The sequence below is a fragment of the Streptomyces sp. NPDC055189 genome (assembly GCF_053606765.1).
Genome location: NZ_JBSGSG010000045.1, coordinates 52,590 through 74,758, shown reverse-complemented (window position 1 = coordinate 74,758; position 22,169 = coordinate 52,590). Strand labels below are relative to the sequence as shown.

Genomic DNA, 22,169 nt, shown 5'->3' with positions numbered 1-22,169 from the left:
CTGAAGCGCCACGCCGACCACGCGGGCGGGGGCACGATCCACGATCCTCGGGGGTGAGGCTCGGGGGGGCCCCCCCCCCCCCCCCCGGCGGGGGGGGCCCCCCCCCCCCCCCCCCCCCCCCCCCCCCCCCCCCCCCCCCCCCCCGCTTCGAGGCAGCGGGAGAAAAGGGCCCCGGCTGGCGCGAAGTCACCGCGCAGGGCGACCGGATGACCCTGAGCGCGTCGGACGTACCGGAGAAGTCCGTCTCCAAGCGCCTCACGCGCTACCCGCAGCGGCTGCTCGACTCACCGCCCGGCGAGGACTCGGCCGCCCTGCGGATCACTCCCGGCGGCCCCGCCCTGAGCGAGGAGCGGCCGGAGGCACCGGCCTCCGTGCTGCCGCGCGGCGCGGACCGGTGGACGCAGGCGCTCACCGGACTCGTCGCCCGCCACGACCTCACCCCCGGCTTCGCCGGACTCGCCCTGGCCACCGCCCTGTTGCTGGGGGCGCTGCACGCCCTCGCGCCGGGGCACGGCAAGACGCTGATGGCCGCGACCGCCGCCGCGCGGGGACACGCGTCTCTGCGGGACGTCCTGCCCCTGGCCGCCTCCGTGACCGTCACGCACACGCTGGGGGTGACCGCCCTGGGGCTGCTGGTGGCGGGAGGCTCGGTCGCGGCCCCGTCCGTCATCGCCTGGCTCGGAGTGGTCAGCGGCGTCCTCGTCACCGGGGCGGGAGCCCTGCTCATACGCAGAGCCTGGCGGCGCCGCAAGCACGCCCGCCAGCACCACCATCACCACGGGCACGGACATGCACACGGACACGAGCACGGACATGACCACGGACACGGGCATCACCATCACACCCACGACGCACCGCCCACCCTCCGCGGCGCCCTCTTCCTCGGCTTCGCCGGCGGACTCGTGCCCAGCCCCTCCGCCGTCGTCGTGCTCGTCGGCGCCGCCGCCCTGGGCGAGGCCTGGTTCGGACTGCTGCTCGTCCTCGCGTACGGGGTGGGGCTCGCCGTCACGCTGACGGCCGCCGGGTTCCTCGTCGTACGGGTCGGGTCCATCGCCGGACGGCGGGTGGTCCGCGGGCCCCGGTGGCTGCACCGGGCCACTCAGCGCTTCCTGCCGCTCGGTTCGGCCTGTGTCGTGGTCGCCCTGGGGTGTGGATTGGTGTTCAAAGGGGCGGCAACAGCGCTCGGTTGAGGTAGTTTTGTGGAGAATCGCACGGCTGCGGATGGGGGACGCCCGTGAGCGGGAACGAGCGTGTGATCGCAGGGCGCTACCGCCTCATCGCCCCCTTGGGCGAAGGCGGCATGGGCACGGTCTGGCGGGCCCGCGACGAAGTCCTGGGCCGCGAGGTCGCGGTCAAGGAAGTGCGCGCCCCCGCCGGGCTCCCGGCCGGCGACGTCGAGCGGCTGTATGCCCGCCTTGAGCGGGAGGCCTGGGCCGCGGCCCGTATCCCGCACCGCAATGTCGTGACGGTCTATGACGTGGCGAGCGAGGACGGGCGCCCGTGGATCGTCATGGAGATCGTGCGGGGACTCTCGCTGTCCGACATCCTCGACTCGGAAGGGCCGATGCCGCCCCAGCGCGCCGCCCGCATCGGCGCCGAGGTGCTCGCCGCCCTGCGGGCCGCCCATGAGGCCGGTGTGCTGCACCGCGACGTCAAGCCCGGCAACGTACTCATCGCGAACGACGGGCGGGTCGTCCTCACCGACTTCGGGATCGCCATGGTGGAGGGCAGTTCGGCGCTCACCATGACGGGTGAGGTGGTGGGCTCGCCCGAATTCCTGGCCCCGGAGCGTGCGTTGGGGCGCAAGCCGGGACCCGAGTCCGATCTGTGGTCGCTGGGAGTGCTGCTCTACGCGGCCGTGGAGGGCAGCTCGCCGTTCCGCCAGGACACCCCGCTCAGTACGTTGCGCGCGGTCGTCGACGAGGAGCTGCCGCAGCCGCGGAACGCGGGCCCGCTGGCCCCGGCCATCGAGGGGCTGCTGCGGAAGGACCCCGCCGCCCGGATCTCCGCGGCGGAGACCGAGAACCAGTTGCGGCTCGTCGCGGCGGGCGGTACCCCCAGCATCCAGACGCCCCTCCCGTACATGCCGACCGTCACGTCACAGCAGCAACAGCAATCCCCCTCGCCGCTTCCGCCGCCACCGGATCAACAGGAACCCGTCGTCACCACGACCACCACCGTCCCGCCGGCGCGTTCGCGCCGCTCGGTCCTCGCGTTCACCGCGGGCCTGATCGCCCTCGCACTGGCTCTGGGCGGCATCGCGTACGCCCTGATCAATCGCGACGACGGAGGCGGGGGCGGCAGCAGCAGCGGTTCCTCCGAAGGCGGCGGCAACGGAAGCGGCGGGAACGAAGGCGGCAACAGCGACGGCGGCTCGGACGGCGGCAAGAGCGGCGGGAACAGTACGTCGGGCGGAAACGAAGGCGGCGGCTCGAACAACAACGGCAACGGCAACAACTCCACCGGCGGTGGTTCCACGAACGGCGGAGGCAACGGCAACGGCGGAGGTTCGACCAAGCACCCGCCGCAGTCCGTCAAGGTCTCGGTCACCGGCTCGTACACGCAGTACAGCGGCGTCTGTCCGCCGGCGGCGGGGCAAGCCCCCTCCTTCACCGCGACCTTCACGGTGGGGCGCGTTCCGGTCACCGTCGACTACCGCTGGGTGACCAAGTCGGGCGAGCCGAGCGACCCCGGCTGGAAGACGCTCAGCTTCGCCTCGGGCGGTGGCAGGACCAAGCAGGTGCACCACACGGAGACGGTCACGGGCGAGCCGGGCTCGACGTATCAGAACTCGATCAGCGTGGAGGTGCGCAGCCCGGTGGAGGCCACCTCCAACTCCGTGACGTACTCGGTGAAATGCGAAGAGGAGCCCCCGACGACGGGCGGGGGCTCCTCCTCCTATGCGCCGAACACCTGAGCGCCGGGCCGGGCGGATCAGGACGCGGCAGCCCCGAACACGGGAAGGTAGCCGCCGGACTGGCCCGCGGCCTTGGGGTGGTAGGACTCGCCGATGTTGGTCCAGTTCACGCTGTGCAGCCACGCGTCGCCCGAGCAGATCTCGTGCCCGGTGAACTTGGCGGCCACGTCCCCGAAGGCGAAACCGTGGTCGGCGGCGCGCTTGGCCGTGGTGGAGTTGAGGAAGTCGGATGCGCTGTTGATGGCGCTGCGCTCCTTCTCGGAGAGACCGGCGATACAGCCGCCGCCGAGTTTGTAGAAGCGGGGGTATCCGAGCACGACGACCCGGGCGGCCGGTGCCTTGGCGCTGATCGCCGAGTAGACCTTGTCGAGGTTGGCGGGCAGCGTCGTCTCGACGTAGCTGCGTGCCGTCGCGATCCGCGCCAGGCAGTTGCTCTCGGACTGCAGGACGCAGGTCGTCATGACGTCGGCGAAGCCCGCGTCGTTGCCGCCGATGGTGAGGCTGACCAGACCCGTTCCCGAGCCGAGCGGGCCGAGCTGGTTGGCGAGAACGTCACCCGTACGGGCACCCGAACAAGCCGTGAAATTGAAACTGGAGGGTGAGTTGGCGGCCGCCCAGAGCGCGGGGTACGCGCGCGGGGTTCGCTTGCAGTTGCCGCTGCCGCTGTCGTAGGCGCCGGATCCGACGCCGGAGGAGTAGGAGTCGCCGAGTGCCACATAGCCGGTGGCGGCGGCCTGTTGGTCGGACGGGGCTGCACCGGCCGCTGTAGCCCCGGTGAGGGCGAAGGCGGCGGCGAGGAGGAGTGAGGAAGCGTATGCCGTGATTCGGGACAATCTCATGGAACCTCCCTTAGCAGGATTTCTGCCACGACTGTGGTACCACTCCCCCCGGGCCACCGGTAGTGTTCATGTCAACAAGTTCGCCTGCAATTCCCCTGCCCGCACGGCGAGTTGCCCACCCGTTAAGGCCCCTACGGGGAACATCTGCACACTCCCTCCGCATCTTGACGCGCCGCCGTGGACTGCGCGACATTGAAGCCCGGCATCCGGCGCGTCGGGGGGCAAAGTCGCCAATGCAGACCATCAGGATCAAGGCACCGTCATCAGACACCGCACGCGGCTCATCGGGCACGCCGATCCGTCACGAGGACGCGCTGCCGTTGCTCGCGGGTACGGCTGTTGCGGTCGGTGCCGTCGGCGCGATGCTCGCGCTCACCGACATCGAATCGCCGCTGCGCGCCCCCTTCACCCTCTTCTTCCTGTTGGCCGCTCCGGGCTCCGCGATCGCCGCCGCGCTCCGCGGACTTGAGCCATGGGGCCGGATCTTGGCTTCCATTTCCGGGTCCGTCGCGGTCAACCTGTTGGTGGCCCAGGCGATGCTGGCCCTGCACATATGGTCGGTACGCGGCGGAGTCGTGGCCATCACCGTGATCGGCTCGCTCATCCATCTGCTGGTACTGGTACGGAGGTTGCGACGCCGTACCCCGACGAGGCGGACCTCCTGACGTGGACATCACCGTGCACCGCCCCGGAGAACTCACCGCCGCGGACCGGGTGGCCTGGACGGCGCTGCAGTCCAAGGCGCACCTCCACGGCTCGCCGGAGCTGGCCAATCCTTTCCTCTCCCCCGAGTTCACCCTCGCGGTGGGCCACTGGCGCCGCGGGGTGCGGATCGCGGTCGTGCGCGAAGACGGTGAGCCGGCGGCCTTCTTCCCGTTCCAGAGATCCATCACCGGCATCGGCCGGGCCATCGGCCTCGGCGTCTCCGACTGCCAGGGCCTGGTGCACCGGCCCGGCTTCACCTGGGACGCGCGGGAGCTCCTGCGGGCCTGCGGGCTCGCGATGTACGAGTTCGACCATCTGGCCGGCGGCCAGGGGCCGTTCGAGGCGGGCGCCTCCGGTTCCTTCGCCTCCCCCGTCATGGACATCGACCAGGGGTACGAGGCATATCTCGGCCAGCTCAAGGCCAAGTCACCGAAGTTCACCCGCTCGACGCTCGCCAAGGAGCGCAGGCTCGCACGCGACCACGGCACCGTGCGCTACGTGCACGACGAGCGCGACCCGGCGGTCCTTCGCACCCTGATGGAGTGGAAGTCGGCCCAGTACCGCAGGACGGGCCGCAGCGACCGCTTCTCGCACGCCTGGATCAAGCAGCTCGTGGGGCAGCTCTTCCACACCAGGTTCGATCAGTTCGCCGGCCTGCTCTCCGTGCTCTACGTCGACGAGGTGCCGGTGGCCGCGCACTTCGGGATGCGCTCCGAGCGGGTCATCGCCCAGTGGTTCCCGGCCTACGACCCTGCGTACGCCAAGTACTCACCCGGCCTGATCATGCATCTGCGCATGGCCGAGGCGGCCGCCGCCGACGGCATCGCCTATCTCGATCTCGGACGGGGCCAGAAGCAGTACAAGGACTCCCTCAAGACGCGCGAACTCACCGTGTCCGAGGGGTGGGTGGCTCTGCGCCATCCGGCAGCGATCGGTCACCGGGCGCGGCGCGCTCCGGTCAGGGCGCTGCGCAACACGGTCTTGTCGCGGCCGGAATTCTTCGAACCCGCCGACAAGCTGCTGAAACAGGTGGGAAGAATCCGATCAAGAAAGAAGGAATAAAGGTCACCAAGTAGGAACAGGGCGCTCCGAATGTGCCCGCCAAGACAGGCCAAATCATAAAAAACGTGAGGCCACGTTCCAGGTCTTGCCATACGGTCTCAATCATCAATACCGTCGTACATCCACCCGCATCGGTCCATCACGTAATGCGATCTAGGGGAGGGCTCAAGATCGCGGTGGTTCCGGCGCGGGGCGCGGTAGGGGGGTGCCGTGCTCGGTGACCGAATCATTGCCGAGTCACGTCCCGCGCGATGCCAGCCCACTTTGGCGTGCACGGAGATCCATTTCGTCATGCGTAAGTGAGAACCCCCCTTTCGAACCGGATACATAGCGGGACTGCCCGGGGGTGGGCGGTCCACCGGACGAGAGGGATCAGACTCGTGAGTTCTGTTGTGCGCCCGGCCGCCGAGCCGGGCCAGGATCCGTTAGACAAGCCGGCGCTGTCCGTAAACTACCGACCGATTTCCACGCACCTGGCGATCGCACCGCCGGTGAGTGTCGTGATTCCCGCGATGAACGAGGCGGAGAATCTTCCCTACGTCTTCAAGACACTGCCCGACTGGATCCATGAGGTCGTGCTTGTGGACGGCAATTCCACCGACGACACGGTCGCCGTCGCACGGGAGCTGTGGCCGGACGTGAAGGTCGTCCGACAGCTCGGCAAGGGCAAGGGCGACGCCCTGATCACCGGGTTCGAGGCGTGCACCGGCGACATCATCGTGATGGTCGACGCGGACGGCTCGGCCGACGGGCACGAGATCGTCAGCTACGTCTCCGCCCTCGTCTCGGGCGCGGACTTCGCCAAGGGCTCACGGTTCGCCAACGGCGGCGCCACGGACGACATGACGCCGATCCGCAAGCTCGGCAACCACGTCCTGTGCTCCGTCGTGAACGCCAAGTTCGGCGCCCGCTACACCGACCTGTGCTACGGCTACAACGCCTTCTGGCGGCACTGCCTCGACAAGATAGAGCTCGACTGCACGGGCTTCGAGGTGGAGACCCTGATGAACATCCGGGTCGTCAAGGCCGGGCTCAAGGTGCAGGAGATCCCCAGCCACGAGTACCTGCGCATCCACGGCGTCAGCAACCTCAGCGCCGTGCGCGACGGTCTGCGGGTCCTGAAGGTGATCCTCACGGAGCGCTCGAACCGCCGCGGGCAGCGGCGCCGCACCCGCGGCGTGCCCGCCCGCACGCGTCAGGGAGAGGTGTCTTGAGCTCTGCCGACCGGCACGGGGGAAGCACGGTGGCGGGCATCTCGGTCGTCATCTGCGCTTACACCGAAGACCGCTGGGAGGACATCCTCGCGGCGGTCGCCTCGGTGCGGGCGCAGTCCCTTGCGGCCCTGGAGACGCTGCTCGTGGTGGATCACAACGCCTCGCTCCTGGACCGGCTCGCCAAGGAGTACAAGGAGACCGAGGAGGTGCGGGTGCTCGCGAACGCGGGCCCCCGCGGCCTCTCCGCGGGCCGCAACACCGGGATCGCGGCCTCCGGCGGCGAGATCATCGCCTTCCTGGACGACGACGCCGTCGCGGAGCGGGACTGGCTGCGCCACTTCGCCGAGGGGTACGCCGACCCGCTGGTCTTCGCGGTGGGCGGGCGCACCATGCCCGTCTGGGAGGCCGGGCGCAGGCCCGCCTGGTTCCCCGAGGAGTTCGACTGGGTCGTCGGCTGTACGTACAAAGGGCTGCCGGGCGGGCGGGTGCGGGTGCGCAACGTCCTGGGCGGCAACGCCTCCTTCCGCCGCACCGCCTTCGAGGAGGCGGGCGGCTTCGCCACCGGCATCGGACGCGACGGCGACAAGCGCCCCCTCGGCGGCGAGGAGACGGAGCTGTGCATCCGGCTCAGCCGGGCCAGACCGGACGCGATCCTCCTCATCGACGACCGCGCGGTGATCCACCACCGCGTCCCGGCCGCCCGGGAGCGCTTCGCGTACTTCCGCACGCGGACGTACGCGGAGGGCCTTTCCAAGGCGCTCGTGGCCCGAAGTGTCGGTGCGGGCAAGGGCCTTGAGTCCGAGCGGCGCTACACCACGCGTGTCCTGCCCGCCGGTGTCGGGCGCGGGCTGCGTGACGCGCTGCTCGCGCGTCCGGGCGGCGCGGGGCGCGCTGGGGCCATTGTGGCGGGCGTGGTCACGGCTGCCGGGGGGTACGTCCTCGGCAGTGTCCGCGCGCGCAGGGGAGGCGCCACATTCTCGGTCGTGGAGATCGGGAAGGAAGCGGACGGTGAGGGGGCTGCGGCATGAGCACGGCACCGATCGGCCGAGGGGGGCCGTCATGAACGCGCCGGTTCCGATACTCATGTACCACTCCATCTCCCATAAGCCGACGCGGGAGACGCGGGATCTGTCCGTGTCTCCCGAGGCGTTCGCCGACCAGCTCGAACTGCTCGGCGAACGGGGCTTCACGCCGCTCACCACGGCCGCCCTCGGCGCGATCTGGCGCACGCCCGGCCGCCCGCTGCCGGGCAAGCCGGTCCTGATCACCTTCGACGACGGCTACGAAGGCGTGCACCGGCACGGCCTGCCCGTGCTCGCCAAGCACGGCTTCGCCTCGACGCTGTTCGTCTCCACGGGCTGGCTGCGCGGGGCGTACGACACCGGGGGCGGCCTCGATCTGATGCTCGACTGGGACCAGGTGCGCGAACTGGCCGCGGCCGGCACGGAAATAGGCGGACACAGCCATACGCACCCGGAGCTCGACCAGCTGGACGACGACGACCTCTGGTTCGAGCTGCTGCGCTGCCGGGAGATCGTCACCGACGAACTCGGCACCCGGCCCGCCTCCTTCGCCTACCCGTACGGCTACTCCAGCCGCCGGGTGCGGCGCACGGTGCGCGGCGCCGGGTTCGCCCAGTCGCTCGCGGTCAACAACGGCCTCGCGCGCCGCACCCAGGGGCCGTACGCCCTCAAGCGGGTGACCGTGCGCCGTTCCACCGGCATCGAGGAGTTCGAGCGGCTCGTCGAGGGCCGTGCGATCACCCGCAATTTCGCAAAGGACTGTGCCCTCACCAAGGGGTACGCCGTGGTCCGCAGAGCCCGACAGGCCCGCCGGAAGGCAACTCGTACCCGTGTCTGACACGTCGACCGCCCGGGCAGACGTCTCTGGGCCTCCCATGACCGAACAGCAGCCGCCGTCCGGCAAGTCGGGCAGGATGAGCAGAATGCGCCTGCCCGGCAACGGCGGCGGCCCGGGCGGCGGAAGTCCGCTGTTCCGCAACGCCTACGCACTGATGCTGAACACCGGCATCTCCGGCGTGCTCGGTCTCGGCTTCTGGCTGGCCGCCGCCCGGTACTACTCCGAGTCGGCGGTCGGCCAGGGCTCGGCGGCGATCGCCGCCATGAAGTTCCTGGCGGGCCTCACCGCCCTCACCCTGATGGGGGCCCTGGCCCGCTTCATACCGGTCGCGGGGCGCGCGACGGGCAGGCTCATCTTCCGCACGTACGCGGGCAGTTCGCTGGTCGTCGCGTTCGCCGCGCTGATCTTCCTGCTCACGCTCGACCTGTGGGGGCCCTCGTACAGATTCCTGCACGGCCCGCTGAGCGGCCTCGGCTTCATCGCCGCGGTCGTCGCCTGGTCGCTGCTCACCCTGCAGGACGGGGTGCTCACGGGGCTGCGCAGCGCCCTGTGGGTACCGGTCGGCAACACGATCTTCTCGGTCGTCAAGCTGGGCCTGCTCATCGCGATCGCCGCGGCGATCCCGACGGCGGGCGTCTTCGTGTCGTGGGTCGCCGCGATCGCCGTGTCGGTCATCCCGCTCGGCTGGCTGGTGTTCCGGCGCCTGGTGCCCCAGCACGTGAAGGCCACCAGGGACAAGGCGCAGCCGCCGACGCTGCGCGAGATCGGCCGCTTCCTGGCCGGCGACTACACGGGCTCGCTCTTCTCGCTCGCCGTGGTCTATCTCGTGCCGGTGATCGTCGCCTCGCAGGTCAGCTCGGTCGACAACGCGTACTTCTACATCACCACCACGATCGGCGGCACGGTCAATCTGCTCGCCATCAACATGGGCGCCTCGCTGACCGTCGAGGGCGCGCACGACCCAGCGCGGCTCGCGGCGAACACCAGGGCCGTGCTGCGCCGCATGGCGCGCATCATGCTGCCGGTGTGCGGGCTGCTCTTCATCTGCGCGCCCTACGTCCTGCGGGTCTTCGGCCAGGGGTACGCGGACGCCGCGACGCCGCTGCTTCGCTGGTTCGCGGTGGGCGCGGCGCTGCGGGTCGTCATGGAGACGTACTTCGCGGTGCAGCGCGCGCAGAGCCGTACGTCCGGGATCGCCTGGCTGCAGGGCCTGTTGTGCGTTCTCGTGCTCGGCCTGACGCTGCTTCTGCTGCCGCGGATGGGGCTCACGGGGGCGGGCGTAGCGGAGATCTCCAGCCTCGCGGTGATCGTGGCGATCGCGGCGCCGAAGCTGTACCGGGTGGCGCGGGGAGCTCCCTCCTCCGAGCCGGCCGACGCGGCCCCTGACGGCGACCTCGCCGATCTGGGGACGCCCGAGGTGACGCCCCCGTCCCCCGCCGAGGTGCCGGGGCAGCGGAAGGAACGGCGGGGGCCCGCCTGGGCGCTGCGCGAGACACTGGACTCGGACACGCTGCAGCTGGCCGTGCAGACCGACTTCGAGCATCCGGAGCGCAGGCCCGACGTGCGTCCGGGGCCGGGAACGCCCGCTGCCGGGACACCGGCTTTCGGCAGGTCCGCTGCGGGGAGGTCTGCTTCGGGGAGGGCGGCCTCCTTCGGGAAGCCGGATGCCGGGACGCCGGATGCCGGTACGCCGGATGTGGGAACACCGGTCGGGGGGACACCGGTCGGGGGGACGTCGGCCTCCGGGAAGCCCGCGTCGGGAAAAACCGCTGGCGGGGGGCCCGCGGGTACGGGGGACGAGGGGGACGACATGGAGCACCGGCCGACCTGGGCGCTGAGAACTCCTCCGCCGGGACCACGGGAGCCCGCACCACCCTCGCCGATCCCTCCCTCGGTGTCATCGGCCGTCACGGCGCCCGCGGAGGAGCCCGGCACCGACGCGCCCGCGCCGCAGGCGCCGCCCGGGCCCCCCGCCGCCCCGAAACCGCTCGCCGGGCGCCGCACCCTCTTCATGGCGCTGTTCCTGGCCTTCGCGCTCGCCCTGTACTGGCTGCCCGCGCTCGGCATCACGGAAGCGGACCTGGACGGGATGGGCGGGCTCGGGCTCATCTCCGTCCTGCCCACGCCGACCCTGCTCGGGGCAGCCCTGCTCGTCGTCGTCTTCGCCTCCCTGCTCTGGACGGAACGGCCGCACCAGGCCCTGCTCCTGACGACCCTGATCGCCACGGTGGTGTGCCTGCACGCACTGCCCGCCGTCTTGGAGGACGAGCCGCGGTTCGCGACGGCCTGGCAGCACCTCGGCTTCATGGAGTACATCGACAGGACCGGCTCCGCGGTGCCCGACCTGGACGCGCGCTGGAGCTGGCCCGGATTCTTCGCCGCGGCCACGTTCGTGGCGAAGGCGTGCGGCATCTCGGACATGACCGAGGTCATCCGCTGGTGGCCGCTGGCCATGCAACTGCTCTATCTGGCGCCGATGCTGCTGCTCGTGCGCGCCATGCGGGCGTCCTGGCGCGCCAAGTGGGCCGGCGTGTGGATCTTTGCGCTGAGCGGCTGGGTCGGCCAGGACTACTTCTCCCCGCAGGGCTTCACGTACCTGCTCTATCTGGTGTTCGTCGCGGTGCTCCTCGTCTGGTTCCGCGCGCCCCACGTGCTGTGGGCCAAGCGCCGCCCCGGCGAGCTTGAAGTCGAGCCCGCCGACCGGCGCCAGCGCGCGGTGCTGCTCGTGATCCTGATCGCCCTGTTCGCGGCGACGGTCCCGGCGCACCAGCTGACGCCGTTCGTGATGCTCGGCGTCCTTGCCGTGCTCGTCCTGGTGGGCCGCTCGGAGCTGCGCGGCCTCCCGATCCTCTTCGCGGTCTTCGTCGCCGTCTGGCTGGGCTTCCTGGCGGAGCCGTACTGGTCGGGGCACTTCGACGAGCTGTTCGGCGGCATCGGCGGCGTCGGCGGCAATGTGTCGTCGTCGGTGTCGGGCCGGATCGAGGGCGGCAGTTCGACCCATCAGCTCGTCCTCTACGCACGCGTGGCCCTTGCCGGCGGTGTCATGGCGCTCGCCTGCTACGGCTGGTGGCGGCGGCGCGACCACAAGTACACCGAGCGCTCGCTGCTCGTCCTGACGTTCGTGCCGTTCCTGGGCTTCGGCATGCAGTCGTACGGCGGCGAGATGGCGCTCCGCGTCTTCATGTTCGCCCTGCCGGGCGCCGCCCTCCTCGCCGGTCTCGCGCTGTTCCCGCGCGCGGGCATCACCGCGAAGGAACGGGACCGCGACCGGGTGAGCCTGGCGCCGATCGCCGCGCTGATGGCGGGGCTCGTCCTGATGGGCGGCTTCCTGGTCGCGCGCTGGGGCAACGAACCCTTCGAGCGGACCCGGGCCGGAGAAGTCGCCGCGATGGATTACGTGTACGAACACGACGATCCGACGGTGCGCCTGCTCTGGATGAGCGACGACACGATCAACAACGTGACGCCCGCGATGCCCTGGGGCACCCGGGACATGGAGAAGGTGCAGTACGTGCCGACCCTCGCCCCGGCCGACCCGGTCCTGGTCTCCAGCCTGGTGAAGGCGCTCAAGGACGCGGGCCCCAACTCGTATCTGATGATCAACAAGAGTCAGACGGTCTATCTCCAGATGGACGTGGGCTATTCGCGGTCCTGGGACACCCGGCTGATGGCGAACCTCGACGACCGCCTGGAGCTGAAGAAGGTCCTCACGAACGACGACGCGACCCTCTACACGCTGCGCAAGCAGCCGACCGGCACGGTCGAGAAGGCCGCTCCGGGCCCGATCGGCCCGCAGATCACCTGGACCCCCTGGTCGGTGGTCGGCGCGCTCGCGGCGATCGCCCTGGTCCTGCTGCTCGCCACCCGTGAGGTCGTGCGGGTGGCGGTGGAGCCGAGCGTGCGGCAGCTGCGCTGGCTGCAGAGCAGTTTCTGGTTCTCGCTGCCGCTGCTCGCGGTGCTGCTGGCCTCGCTGATCCAGCGGTTCCTGACGATGGCGTGACAGGTCAGCGCTCCAACCACTTCACCCCGTATCCCTTCATCGTGAACCGCTGTCCGTCGATCTTCGCGTCGATCGGGCGGTCCAGGGTGTTCACGACGAGCACCGTCTTCTTGCTGGCCAGGACGCGTACGTTCGGTACGTCGTCCGCGGCGACGGAGACCTTCTCGTACTCCGTGCCGGGCGGGAACGCGTCGCTGAACCGGGAGAGCATCTTCAGCATCGGCAGCTCCGTGCCGCCGTCGTCGAGCTCCGTGGAGCGCCACAGGCAGCCCGCACAGTCCTCGCCCCTGTTCTGCGGGTTCCAGTAGAAGCCGCTGCTCGCGCCGCCGCGAGCCATCGCCATCAGCCCCGTGGCCTGCACGGCGACGCGGTGGGGCTCGGACCAGTCGTCGCGGTTGTCGTTGCTGTCGCCCGGTTCCACGTAGTACTCGGACCACCACAGCGGCAGATCGCCGGTGCGCTCCCGCACCCACTTGCCGACCGCCGTGAACTTCTCGGTGGCCTTGAACTCGTCCGGGAGCATCTCGTCGTCGACGGTGTAGCTGGAGCCGTCCACGACGACGAAGTCCGCGCCCGCCTTGTTCTTGTTCCAGTAGTCGAAGGCGTCCAGGACCCGCTGGTCCATACGGCCCCAGGCGCCCTTGACCTCCGTCGACGCGCCCTCGGTCTGGCGCGGGTCGACGCTGTCCATGACGAGGTAGGGGCCGCCGACCATGATGTCCTTGTTGACCTTCTTGAGCTCCTTGTAGACCAGGTTGTAGAGCTTGGTGTAGCCCTCGTAGTCCCAGCGGGCCTCTTCGCTGTTCCAGAAGCCCTTGAATTCGTTCCAGACGATGAAGTGCCGTACGTCCGGATAGCGCTTGGCCACGGTCGCCGCGAGCTTTGCGAAGTCCTTGAAGTGGGCGGGCTCCGGAGCGGTCTCCAGGGACTGCTGGCTCCAGTCGGTGTTGTCCGCGCCGGGCTTGCCGCCCTTCATCCAGTCCGGGGAGCAGCACAGGGTGACGACCGGCGTGCCGTTGGTGGCGCGGATGAAGTCCATCCGGCTGTCCATCTCCGAGAAGTCGTAACGCCCCTTGACCGGCTCGGGGTTGCTCGCGCCCCAGCCCATGATGTGCTGGATCTGCGGCAGCGGGCGCGGCTGGTTCGCGAGCATCTCCTCGGCTCGCTGCTTGGCGGCTTTCTCGCCGTGGTCCGCGCTGTACTGGGTGTGGGTGAAGCCCCAGCCGACGGCCGGTTTCGCGTCACCGGGCGGGATCTCGGGGGTGCCGTGCACCTTGTCCCCGTCGCGCGTGGTGCCCTCGGTGCCCGTGTCGTCACCGGGGAGCGTGGTGATGACGGTCAGGATCAGGGCCAGTGCGGCCACAGCTACGCCGAGCAGCGCGGTGAGCCGCCACCGCTGCGCCCCCGAATTCCACCCATGACATCCCATCAGGGGCAATCGTAACCGGGGCAGTTGGCGGTAGGACAGGTTCCGTTGCCATGGGTTCGGGGCATTCCGAGAGCGCCTTCAAGCCTTCCCGTGCCCGGCGCAGTACGCCGGAGCGCGGCGGAGCCCGACGGAGTGCCTAAACCGGGATGCACGAGGGCACTTGTGTGCCGGATCATGGCGGCATGTCTGCGAACCCTCAGGACACCCTGCCGATCCGGCTCAACGTAGACGACAGCGACTCCCCGTCGGATGTCGTGGACGCCCTCTTCCTCGGCCGCTTCGCCACCGGCGAGCAGCCCTTCTCGCACAGCTCCAACATCGACCGCGTCAAGTCCGGATCCACGCTGCTCCCGCCGGGTGCGAAGGTGCTGCGCGCGGCCCGTGACGACGACCGCAGCGCGACACTGGCCGAGGGCGACGGCTGGACGCTCCTGATCTCCCGCTGGAACCGCGGCGCGGACGTCACGGTGACGGCGACCAGTGCCGAGCTCGCGCAGAAGGTCCTGAAGCAGGCGACGGACGGCGCGCAGGACGAGCCCGAGCCGCAGCCGGACAACGTGACCATGGGGTTCTGGTACGTGTCTCCCAGGCGCGGCCCGCACCGCACCACGCGGCAGATCGCCGCCGGTACGTGGGAAGAGGTGCGGGAGAACTACACCGCGCCGGTCGCCGAGGCCATGGACTCCCTGATGAAGACGACGCCCGAGGACATCTCGGGCCGCCTCCTGCTCCTGCACGGCCCGCCGGGCACCGGCAAGACGTCGGCGCTGCGGACGCTGGCGCGGTCCTGGCGCGACTGGTGCCAGGTGGACTGCGTCCTGGACCCGGAGCGTCTCTTCAGTGACGTGGGCTATCTGATGGACATCGCGATCGGTGAGGACGACGGTACGGCGAAGGGCCGCTGGCGGCTGCTGCTCCTGGAGGACTGCGACGAGCTGATCCGGGGGGAGGCGAAGCACACCGCCGGGCAGGCGTTGTCGCGGTTGCTGAACCTGACGGACGGGCTGCTCGGGCAGGGCCGCAACGTCCTGGTCGGCGTCACGACGAACGAGGACCTGGAGCGGCTGCACCCCGCGGTGGTCCGCCCCGGCCGGTGCCTCGCCCGCATCGAGGTCGGCGGCCTGACCCGTGCCGAGTCGGTCGACTGGCTCGGCACGGACGAGGGGGTTCCCCGCGAGGGGGCGACTCTGGCGGAGCTGTACGCGTTGCGGCGCGGTACGTCCCCCACGTCGGTCCCGGATCCCCGCGAGGGGGCGGACGCCGGGCTCTATCTGTAGCCGCCGCTGCGCGGCGGTTCTCTCCGCCCGCCCGCCGGTTCACCCCGCATCAGCACGGGTGCGGTGACAACGGGGACGCGTGCAGCCGTGCACTACGGGGCCGAAGTCACCCCGAGTCCCCGTAAGCCGCGCGCAAAGCGTCCCGCGCGGCGGCCAGCGCGGCGGCCTCGGAAAGACCGAGCCGCTGAGCCCGCTCGGCGAAAGCCTGTGCGGCAGCCGACGCCTCCCGCGCCGCCGCGTCACCGGCCGCGGCCACGAACGTCCCGTGCCGCCCCCGGGTCTCGATCACCCCGTCCGCCTCAAGGGCCCGATACGCCTTGGCCACCGTATTGGCGGCAAGCCCGAGCTCCTGGGCGAGCCCCCGCACGGTCGGCAGCTTGTACCCCACCGGCAGCGCCCCGCCCCGCGCCTGCTCGGCGATCTGGACCCGCACCTGCTCGTAGGAGGGCACGCCACCCGCACCGGCGCCACCGTCGATCTCGATCTTCAAAGTCACGCGGCGATTGTCCCGCACCCACGGAAAATAAGAGGCACCCCGGCGCACCCCGCGCGTAGCGTGCGACCTCATGACCGTTCTAGTCCGCGCCCTGCGCCCCGGTGACAGAGCCGATGCCGAGGCCTTCGCCGTCGTCCGCCGCGCCTGTGTGCCCGCCATGCTCGCCACCGCCGACTCGGTCCTCTTCGACCTGGCGCACGCCCATCCCGACAGCCGGTACCGCCAGTTGGTGGCCGAGGCCGACGGGGAGATCATCGGCACGGCGCAGGTGGGCATCGCCTACGAAAGCCCCGAGCCGGGCCAGGGCTTCGCCAACGTATACGTACTGCCGCAGCGGCGCGGGCTCGGCGCGGGTTCGCTGATCCTGCGGACGGCGCAGGAGTACCTCGCGGACCAAGGTGCCGTCACGGTCTTCTCCTGGGTCCTGGACGAACCGGCGAACCTCGCCTTCGCCGTCGGCCGCGGCTTCCGCGCGAGCCGCTCCGCCCACTTCCTGCGCCTCGACCTGGCCGAGGGCACCCTGCCGCCCCGCCAGGAGCTGCCCGCGGGAGTGGAGTTGCGTACGGGAGCGGAGTTCGGGGACGACCCGCGCGCCCTCTTCGACCTGGACGCGGAGAGCGTCGCGGACGAACCGAGCGATGTGGCGGCGGAGTTCACGGACTACGAGCACTGGCTCGCCGAGACCTGGAACCACCCCTTGGTGGACCGCGGGCTGACCTCGGTGGCGGTGGTGGACGGTCGCCCTGCCGCCTTCACGCTGGCCCGCACGGACGACGCCTCGCGCTACGCGAGCGGCATGACCGGCACGGCGCGCGCGTTCCGCGGTCGCGGCCTCGCCAAGCTCGCCAAGAACGACTCCCTGCACCGGGCGAGGGCCGCCGGCTGCACCGAGGCGTTCACCGGCAACGACGCCGGGAACGAGCCGATGCTGGCGATCAACAAGTGGTTCGGTTACGAGATCTGCGCAACGGAGGTACGCCATGTCCGAAGCCTCGGCTGACGCACGGACCGACCGGGTGGACGTCATCCTGACGAAGGCGGGCCGCACGAAGATCCGCTACCCGGCGGAGGTCGTCGCGGACGACGGCACCGTGGTGACGGTCCGCGCGCCGTGGGCGGCGGCCGGAGTACGGGACTTCGGCTTCGTACGCTTCGAGCCGGGCGATGTCTTCACGGAGCACTACTGGCGCGACCGCTGGTACGCCGTGAAGGAGGTCCGCACGTCGACGGGCGTCCTGAAGGGCTGGTACTGCGACGTGACCCGCCCCGCGGTACGGGACGGCGCCACGCTCACGGTGGAGGACCTGGACCTCGACCTGTGGTGCTCGGCGGACGGCACCACGATCCTGCGCCTGGACGAGGACGAGTTCACAGAAAGCGGCCTGGCGGCCAGGGACCCCGAAGCCGCTGCGGCAGCCCTGTCCGCCTTGGACACCCTGGAAGCGTTGGCCCGCGCCGGAGCGCCCCTCTCCCCGGCCGCCCCCGCACCGTAAGGTCACCGGCTTCGCATCAGCCCCCGACCACCAGATCCACCTCGAACCCCGCTCCGTCCTCCAGATACGCCGCGCAGTGCTCCTCCCCGCCCGCGAACGGATGCCGCTCCGGGAAGAGCAGCGACCACCCATGCCCCGGAGCCCGGGCCACCAGCCGGTCGAGCTCCGGCTTGCTCGCCACGTGGAACGCCAGGTGATTCAGACCGGGCAACGTCCGGTCATGGCCCTCACCCCGCATGTCCGGTGACTGCTCGAGGACCACGTAGGCCGCGCCCCGCCGCCAGCTCCCACCGTGCTTCCACCGCTGCTCACGGATGTGCCCCAATTCTCCGAGGAGCCAGCCCCACGACGCTTCGGCGGCAGCGAAGTCCGGTACCCAGAGCTCCACATGGTGAGCACCCCGCGCGGGCGCAAGAGCAACCCTCCGCTCACCCCCGCCCCTCTCATACCCCACCGCGTCCCCCTCCTCCTGCCAGTGCAGGGCGAACCTCTCCCCCGCGTGCCAGGCCTCCAAGGCCGCTCTGCAGTACGCCACCATGTCGTCCGGCAGGGTGGCGATGCTGTGCCAGGTCAGTTCGTCGCATTTGTCGGGCTCCGCGTTGAAGGGCTCGCCTCCCGTGCCGTACGTCGCCTCGAAGAACCAGCCGATGCGGGGGGCCTCGCCGGGGCCACGGTGTTGGAGGACCAGTTCGGCGCTGACGTCCTGGGGGGTGAGGGTCAGGCCGATTTCCTCGCGGGCCTCGCGGATGACGGCCGTGCGGACGTCCTCGCCGGGCTCGACGTGGCCGGAGGGGACGTTGAACAAGCCGTCTCCGTAGCCGGTGTTGGCCCGGCGGGCGAGGAGCACCTCGTCGCCGCGGCGCAGGATCAGGTGGACGTCCACCACCTCCTTGTGGCGGCGGGGTGCGGGCGGGGGCGGGGCCTCGTCGCAGTCGTTCGTCATCCGGTGATGGTGACACCCGCCACTGACAATTCAACTTCGATGAGAAACCCTCCCGGCAGAGGTCTACAGACGTCCCACCTTGGACATCGGTAGTACAGGGAGGCAGCCATGCGCCGTGTGACCGTGCACAAGACCGTCGGGAAGCCCACCAATCGGCAGATCCGGGAGAAGTTCGAGGCCGAGGAGCGGCCCCGCGAGCGCCCCGAGGTCCGCAAGGACATCCAGCGGACCTGGTGGCCCGATGGGTGAGATCCGGCGCCTCCGGGGCGCGAGACGCCGGAGGGGCTCCTCGTCCTAGGAGAGCGTCTTCTTGTAGTGGTAGCGGTCGTAGGGGCCGTCCACCCTGCGCTCCACCATCTCGTAGCCGTATCGCGGGTAGAGCTTCTGGTTCTCCCACATCATCGCGTTCGTGTAGAGCCGGACCTCGGGCAGTCCCAGGGCCCGCGCCCGCTCGTCCACGAAGGCGAGCAGACGGCGGCCCACCCCTTGGCCCGCGGCCCCGGGGTGGACCGCGATGCTGTCCAGGAACAGGTGGTCCTCGTGCGGGACGAGGACCAGGACGCCGATCACCGGGTCCCCGGTGACGTACACCCGCCCCGCCGCCACCTCCGCCGCGTGATCCGCCTCCATGGGGACGGGCACGACACCGATGCGCTCGATGTAGCGGTGGTAGGCCGCGTCCGTCACCGCCTTCACGGCGGGGACATCGGCGGCGGTCGCAGGGCGGATGCCGGGGTGGATGGCGTCGGGTGTGTGCGGGGTCATGCCTTTACGTCTACGTCAGTCCTCCTGCCCCGCACCAGCAGTTTCTTCAGGAGCGGCCAGAGCACGATCACCGCGATGATCGCGTAGACCGTGATCGAGAAGGGCGTGTCGACCAGGCCGCTGACGCTGCCGTCACTGATCTGCAGGGCGCGGCGCAGCTGCTGCTCGGCGTTCGGGCCGAGGATGACGCCGATGACGGCCGGCAGGACGGGCAGTCCGTAGCGGCGCATCCCGAAGCCGATCAGGCCGATGATCAGCAGGATCACCAGGTCGAGCGCCTCGCCGCCCACCGCGTAGGCGCCCACCGCCGCGAAGAAGAGAATCCCCGCGTAGAGGTAGGGCCGCGGGATGCGGAGCAGCTTCGCCCAGACCGGGGCGAGCGGCAGGTTCAGGGCCAGGAGCAGGACCATGCCCACGAAGAGGGACGCGATCAGGCCCCACACCAGGTCCGGCTCGCGTTCGAAGAGGAGCGGGCCCGGCTGGATGCCGTACTGCTGGAAGGCCGCGAGCATGACTGCCGCCACCGCCGTCGTGGGCAGGCCCAGCGTCAGCATGGAGACCAGGGTGCCCGCCGCCGACGCCGAGGATGCCGACTCGGGGCCCGCGACCCCCTCGATCGCGCCCTTGCCCCACTCGTCCTTGTGCTTGGACAGGCGCTTCTCGGTGACGTACGAGAGGAAGGTGGGGATCTCCGCGCCGCCCGCGGGGATCGCGCCGAACGGGAAGCCGATGAGCGGGCCGCGCAGCCAGGACTTCCAGGTGCGCTTCACGTCGGACTTGCCCAGCCAGGGGCGGCCGACCGGGATCGCCTCGCCGCTGGTGCGCCGCAGATGGGCGGCGACCCACAGGGCCTCGCCGATCGCGAAGAGGCCCACCGCGACGATCACCACGTCGATACCGTCGGCGAGTTGGAGCGAGCCGAAGGTCAGGCGCTGCTGCCCCGTCATCTGGTCGAGGCCGACCAGGCCGATGGTGAGGCCGATGAGCAGCGAGGCGAGTCCTCGTACGCGCGAGGAGCCGAGGACGGACGTCACGGCGATGAACGCGAGGACCATGATGGCGAAGTAGTCGGGCGCCCCGATGTCGACCGCGAGCTCCGCGACCGTCGGCGCGAGCGCCACCAGGAGGGTCGTGCCGATGATGCCGCCCGCGAAGTGGCCGATGGCCGCGGCGGCGAGCGCCTGTGCGCCGCGCCCCGATTTGGCCATCGGGTTGCCTTCCATGGCGGCGACCACCGCGGCGCTCTCACCTGGCGTGTTCAGGAGGATCGAGGTCGTCGAGCCGCCGAACATCGCCCCGTAGTAGATGCCCGCGAACATGATGAAAGCGCCGGTCGGCTCCAGGCCGTACGTCACGGGCAGGAGCAGTGCCACCGCCATCGCGGGGCCGATGCCGGGCAGTACGCCGATCGCGGTGCCCAGGAGCACGCCGACGGCGGCCCAGAGCAGGTTCATGGGGGTGAGGGCCGTGCCGAAGCCGTCCATCAGGGAGTTGAAGGCGTTCATGTCACAGCACTCCCATCAGCGGCCCGCCGGGCAGCGGCACCCCGAGCAGGTTGTTGAAGACGACGTACGTGAGGAGGGAGAGCCCGGCTGCGATGAGCGGGTCGCGGTCCAGGTGACGGCTGCCGAGGGCGTACGCCGCGCCCCAGAAGAGCAGGGCGCCCGCGACGGGGAAGCCGAGCGGTTCGATGAGGACGGCGGCGCCGAGGAAGACTCCGGCGAGGAGCAGCACGGTGCGCCAGTCGGCGGGTTCGGACAGGTCGATGTCCTCGCCGCCCTCCGCCTCGCCGCGCCCGCCGCGCAGGACGTCGATCGCGAGGATCACGGCGACGACCAGGAGCCCGATGCCGACGACGATCGGGACGGTCTTGGGGCCGATCGGCCCGCGCTGGGCGATCTCGACGTCCATCGTGAGCGCGTCACTGAGAACGAGCACGCCGAGGGCCAGGAGCATGACGCACACGCCGAGTTCGGAGTGCTCGCGCAGCCAGCCGCGGCGGCTGCCGCTGCCGCTGCCACCGTGCTCCTCGGGCGGGGTTTCGGTGGTCGAGGTCGTCACAGTCCCAGCTCCTTCAGCACGGACACCACGCTCTTGTCCTGTTCGGCCAGGAAGTCACCGAACTTGTCGCCGGTGAGGAAGGCGTCGTCCCAGCCGTTGGTCTTGAGGGACTTGCGCCACTCCGGTGAGTCGTGGAGCTTCCTGACCAGGCCGGTGAGCTTCTTGCGTTCGGCGTCGGAGAGGCCGGGCGGGGCGACGATGCCGCGCCAGTTGGTGAAGTCCACGTCGTAGCCGGACTCCTTGAGCGTCGGCCCGTCCAGGCCCTTGGCCCGCTTGGGTCCGGTGGTGGCCAGGAGGCGCAGCTCGCCCGACTTGATCTGGTCGAGGTACTCGCCGACGCCCGAGACGCCGAAGGCGACCTTCTTGCCGAGGATCGAGGCGAGGAGTTCCCCGCCGCCGTCGAAGGGGACGTAGTTGACCTTCTTCGGGTCGATCCCGGCGGCGCGCGCCATGAGCATCGGGGCGAGGTGGTCGGGGCCGCCGGGGGAGGAACCGCCGCCGACCGGGAGCTTGCCCGGGTTCTTCTTCCAGGCGGTGACCAACTGCTTGATGTTCTTGTACGGGGAGTCCTTGGCGACCACGACGACGTCCGGCTCTTCGGTGAGGCGGGCGATGGGGGTGGTGTCGGCGAGGGTCTTGGGCGAGTCGTTGGAGCGTGCGGCGCCGACGACGCCCAGGCCCATGGACATCGCGAGCTTGCCGTTGCCGTGCTCGCCCACGAGGCGGCTGAGGCCGACGGTGCCGCCGGCCCCTGGCAGGTTGAACACCTCGATGTTGTGGGTGAGTCCGGCGTCCTCGGCGTTCTTCGCCGCGGTGCGGGCGGTGATGTCGTAGCCGCCGCCGGGCGTGTTGGGGACCATGAAGCGCAGGCCGGGGATCTGTGTGCCGGTCTCGGCGCCGCTGCCCGTGGAGAGCAGCGGCGGCCCGGCGAGCACGAGCAGCGCGGCCCCGAGCAGGGCAAGGGGTGTGCGCAGGCGCACGGGTGCCACCACCTGTCGGTACGTAGTCATTTCTGGGGAGTTGGTGCGGCCGGGTTCCCCGTGGGGGCGGGAACCCGGCCGCTGTCCGCGGGGACGGGGATACCTGTGAGGTGGCCCACATGTTGCCT

18 protein-coding genes and 2 pseudogenes are annotated in these 22,169 nt (G+C 70.6%); 12 read left to right on the top strand and 8 right to left on the bottom strand.

Annotated features, from left to right (window positions below; translation table 11 throughout):
* Nucleotides 1-146: 146 nt before the first annotated feature.
* Together ACWFR3_RS27740 and ACWFR3_RS27735 are read left to right on the top strand one after the other, a co-directional pair.
* Nucleotides 147-1,190: pseudogene (locus ACWFR3_RS27740) on the top strand (nickel transporter); the annotation flags it as partial.
* Between the two features lie 44 nt (nucleotides 1,191-1,234).
* The gene (locus tag ACWFR3_RS27735; protein WP_453737354.1) at nucleotides 1,235-2,917 is read left to right on the top strand and encodes a serine/threonine-protein kinase; all 1,683 of its coding nucleotides are present in this window, start codon (nucleotides 1,235-1,237) and stop codon (nucleotides 2,915-2,917) included.
* Between the two features lie 17 nt (nucleotides 2,918-2,934).
* Here the strand turns inward: ACWFR3_RS27735 and ACWFR3_RS27730 are convergent, their stop codons facing one another.
* The gene (locus ACWFR3_RS27730; RefSeq protein WP_453737353.1) at nucleotides 2,935-3,756 is read right to left on the bottom strand and encodes an SGNH/GDSL hydrolase family protein; all 822 of its coding nucleotides are present in this window, start codon (nucleotides 3,754-3,756) and stop codon (nucleotides 2,935-2,937) included.
* Nucleotides 3,757-3,989: 233 nt separating this feature from the next.
* Between ACWFR3_RS27730 and ACWFR3_RS27725 the strand changes: the two genes are divergently transcribed.
* From ACWFR3_RS27725 to ACWFR3_RS27700, 6 genes are all read left to right on the top strand, one after another.
* The gene (locus tag ACWFR3_RS27725; protein ID WP_453737352.1) at nucleotides 3,990-4,421 is read left to right on the top strand and encodes a hypothetical protein; all 432 of its coding nucleotides are present in this window, start codon (nucleotides 3,990-3,992) and stop codon (nucleotides 4,419-4,421) included.
* A 1-nt stretch (nucleotide 4,422) separates the two neighbouring features.
* Nucleotides 4,423-5,523: a GNAT family N-acetyltransferase gene (locus ACWFR3_RS27720; protein ID WP_453737351.1), complete on the top strand. Its 1,101-nt coding sequence runs from the start codon at nucleotides 4,423-4,425 to the stop codon at nucleotides 5,521-5,523.
* Between the two features lie 380 nt (nucleotides 5,524-5,903).
* Nucleotides 5,904-6,737: a glycosyltransferase family 2 protein gene (locus ACWFR3_RS27715; RefSeq protein ID WP_453737350.1), complete on the top strand. Its 834-nt coding sequence runs from the start codon at nucleotides 5,904-5,906 to the stop codon at nucleotides 6,735-6,737.
* Nucleotides 6,734-7,765: a glycosyltransferase family 2 protein gene (locus ACWFR3_RS27710; protein WP_453737349.1), complete on the top strand. Its 1,032-nt coding sequence runs from the start codon at nucleotides 6,734-6,736 to the stop codon at nucleotides 7,763-7,765. Before ACWFR3_RS27715 ends, ACWFR3_RS27710 begins: the two co-directional genes overlap by 4 nt.
* Nucleotides 7,766-7,796: 31 nt before the next feature.
* A complete protein-coding gene (locus tag ACWFR3_RS27705; RefSeq protein ID WP_453737348.1) occupies nucleotides 7,797-8,597 on the top strand; it encodes a polysaccharide deacetylase family protein in 801 nt (266 codons plus the stop codon).
* A complete protein-coding gene (locus tag ACWFR3_RS27700; protein ID WP_453737347.1) occupies nucleotides 8,590-12,597 on the top strand; it encodes a lipopolysaccharide biosynthesis protein in 4,008 nt (1,335 codons plus the stop codon). The genes ACWFR3_RS27705 and ACWFR3_RS27700 overlap by 8 nt, the downstream gene beginning before the upstream one ends.
* A 4-nt stretch (nucleotides 12,598-12,601) precedes the next feature.
* Here the strand turns inward: ACWFR3_RS27700 and ACWFR3_RS27695 are convergent, their stop codons facing one another.
* Nucleotides 12,602-14,026 (bottom strand): GH39 family glycosyl hydrolase, encoded by a 1,425-nt coding sequence (locus ACWFR3_RS27695; protein ID WP_453737346.1) that lies wholly within the window; start codon nucleotides 14,024-14,026, stop codon nucleotides 12,602-12,604.
* 182 nt (nucleotides 14,027-14,208) lie between these two features.
* Here ACWFR3_RS27695 and ACWFR3_RS27690 point away from each other — a divergent pair, with 182 nt between their 5' ends.
* A complete protein-coding gene (locus tag ACWFR3_RS27690) occupies nucleotides 14,209-15,303 on the top strand; it encodes a DUF5925 domain-containing protein (protein ID WP_453737345.1) in 1,095 nt (364 codons plus the stop codon).
* 106 nt (nucleotides 15,304-15,409) lie between these two features.
* On the opposite strand, the gene ACWFR3_RS27685 is transcribed toward ACWFR3_RS27690, so the two are convergent.
* Nucleotides 15,410-15,799, bottom strand: a complete 390-nt coding sequence (locus tag ACWFR3_RS27685; RefSeq protein WP_453737344.1) for a GntR family transcriptional regulator — start codon at nucleotides 15,797-15,799, stop codon at nucleotides 15,410-15,412.
* A 70-nt stretch (nucleotides 15,800-15,869) separates the two neighbouring features.
* Between ACWFR3_RS27685 and ACWFR3_RS27680 the strand changes: the two genes are divergently transcribed.
* Nucleotides 15,870-16,799, top strand: coding sequence for an N-acetyltransferase family protein (locus tag ACWFR3_RS27680; RefSeq protein WP_453737343.1), 930 nt, complete (start codon nucleotides 15,870-15,872; stop codon nucleotides 16,797-16,799).
* Complete coding sequence (locus ACWFR3_RS27675) at nucleotides 16,780-17,292, top strand: DUF402 domain-containing protein (RefSeq protein WP_453737342.1); 513 nt, start codon at nucleotides 16,780-16,782, stop codon at nucleotides 17,290-17,292. Before ACWFR3_RS27680 ends, ACWFR3_RS27675 begins: the two co-directional genes overlap by 20 nt.
* A 16-nt stretch (nucleotides 17,293-17,308) precedes the next feature.
* Here ACWFR3_RS27675 and ACWFR3_RS27670 read toward each other — a convergent pair.
* Nucleotides 17,309-18,196, bottom strand: a pseudogene (locus ACWFR3_RS27670) (NUDIX domain-containing protein); the annotation flags it as partial.
* A gap of 147 nt (nucleotides 18,197-18,343) precedes the next feature.
* On the opposite strand from ACWFR3_RS27670, the gene ACWFR3_RS27665 reads away from it, so the two are divergent.
* Nucleotides 18,344-18,484 (top strand): hypothetical protein, encoded by a 141-nt coding sequence (locus tag ACWFR3_RS27665; protein ID WP_453737341.1) that lies wholly within the window; start codon nucleotides 18,344-18,346, stop codon nucleotides 18,482-18,484.
* Between the two features lie 45 nt (nucleotides 18,485-18,529).
* Here ACWFR3_RS27665 and ACWFR3_RS27660 read toward each other — a convergent pair whose 3' ends face one another.
* Genes ACWFR3_RS27660 through ACWFR3_RS27645 form a run of 4 tightly spaced genes read right to left on the bottom strand, consistent with a single transcriptional unit; the run spans nucleotide 18,530 to nucleotide 22,041 of the window.
* Entirely contained in the window at nucleotides 18,530-19,000 is a 471-nt protein-coding gene (locus ACWFR3_RS27660; RefSeq protein ID WP_453737340.1) for a GNAT family N-acetyltransferase, read from the bottom strand.
* Nucleotides 18,997-20,505: a tripartite tricarboxylate transporter permease gene (locus ACWFR3_RS27655; RefSeq protein WP_453737339.1), complete on the bottom strand. Its 1,509-nt coding sequence runs from the start codon at nucleotides 20,503-20,505 to the stop codon at nucleotides 18,997-18,999. Before ACWFR3_RS27655 ends, ACWFR3_RS27660 begins: the two co-directional genes overlap by 4 nt.
* Before the next feature lies 1 nt (nucleotide 20,506).
* Nucleotides 20,507-21,061 carry a tripartite tricarboxylate transporter TctB family protein gene (locus ACWFR3_RS27650; RefSeq protein ID WP_453737338.1) on the bottom strand — a complete coding sequence of 185 codons (555 nt, stop codon included), beginning with the start codon at nucleotides 21,059-21,061 and terminating at the stop codon, nucleotides 20,507-20,509.
* Entirely contained in the window at nucleotides 21,058-22,041 is a 984-nt protein-coding gene (locus ACWFR3_RS27645) for a Bug family tripartite tricarboxylate transporter substrate binding protein (RefSeq protein ID WP_453737357.1), read from the bottom strand. Before ACWFR3_RS27645 ends, ACWFR3_RS27650 begins: the two co-directional genes overlap by 4 nt.
* Nucleotides 22,042-22,169 lie beyond the last annotated feature (128 nt).

Bases quoted from the DNA above. Each gene is read 5' to 3' on its own strand.
- ACWFR3_RS27695 (WP_453737346.1), bottom strand. From the start codon at position 14,026: ATGGGATGTCATGGGTGGAATTCGGGGGCGCAGCGGTGGCGGCTCACC.
- ACWFR3_RS27675 (WP_453737342.1), top strand. From the start codon at position 16,780: ATGTCCGAAGCCTCGGCTGACGCACGGACCGACCGGGTGGACGTCATC.
- ACWFR3_RS27660 (WP_453737340.1), bottom strand. From the start codon at position 19,000: ATGACCCCGCACACACCCGACGCCATCCACCCCGGCATCCGCCCTGCG.
- ACWFR3_RS27665 (WP_453737341.1), top strand. From the start codon at position 18,344: ATGCGCCGTGTGACCGTGCACAAGACCGTCGGGAAGCCCACCAATCGG.
- ACWFR3_RS27655 (WP_453737339.1), bottom strand. From the start codon at position 20,505: ATGAACGCCTTCAACTCCCTGATGGACGGCTTCGGCACGGCCCTCACC.
- ACWFR3_RS27725 (WP_453737352.1), top strand. From the start codon at position 3,990: ATGCAGACCATCAGGATCAAGGCACCGTCATCAGACACCGCACGCGGC.
- ACWFR3_RS27680 (WP_453737343.1), top strand. From the start codon at position 15,870: ATGACCGTTCTAGTCCGCGCCCTGCGCCCCGGTGACAGAGCCGATGCC.
- ACWFR3_RS27730 (WP_453737353.1), bottom strand. From the start codon at position 3,756: ATGAGATTGTCCCGAATCACGGCATACGCTTCCTCACTCCTCCTCGCC.
- ACWFR3_RS27690 (WP_453737345.1), top strand. From the start codon at position 14,209: ATGTCTGCGAACCCTCAGGACACCCTGCCGATCCGGCTCAACGTAGAC.
- ACWFR3_RS27705 (WP_453737348.1), top strand. From the start codon at position 7,797: ATGAACGCGCCGGTTCCGATACTCATGTACCACTCCATCTCCCATAAG.